Source organism: Photobacterium sp. R1 (genome assembly GCF_054600795.1).
The window spans coordinates 1-288 of sequence record NZ_BAAHZP010000423.1 but is presented as its reverse complement, the minus strand read 5'-3'; the positions used below and the strand labels follow the sequence as shown (position 1 = coordinate 288).

General features: G+C 54.2%; 1 protein-coding gene. It reads left to right on the top strand.

Annotation, left to right across the window (positions count from 1 at the left end; genetic code table 11):
- The coding region (locus tag ACYP03_RS25700; RefSeq protein ID WP_459782634.1) for an ABC transporter substrate-binding protein at window positions 1-169 on the top strand (169 nt) is incomplete at its 5' end.
- Window positions 170-288 lie beyond the last annotated feature (119 nt).

Here is a 288-nt window from a genome sequence, read left to right as displayed (position 1 = left end):
TAAGCAGACGAATGAGTGGCAAGGTTATGACATGGTGGCCGAAGGGGTCAGCATGATTTCAACCAAACAGAGTGAATGGAGCGGGCAACTGCGCACGCAGGGTGTCGACAAGGTCACGCAGGATTTGCGTGCTCTGGCAGCTAAGCCAATCAAACCTGAGGAAAAATAACCATGGGGAATCCCGCCGTCCATTGGCAGGTGCAGGAAAATGGCCATTACCGCTTGTCAGGGGCGCTGGAACGTGACACAGTGCCAGCCTTTTGGCAGCAAAGACGTGAATGGATGCCA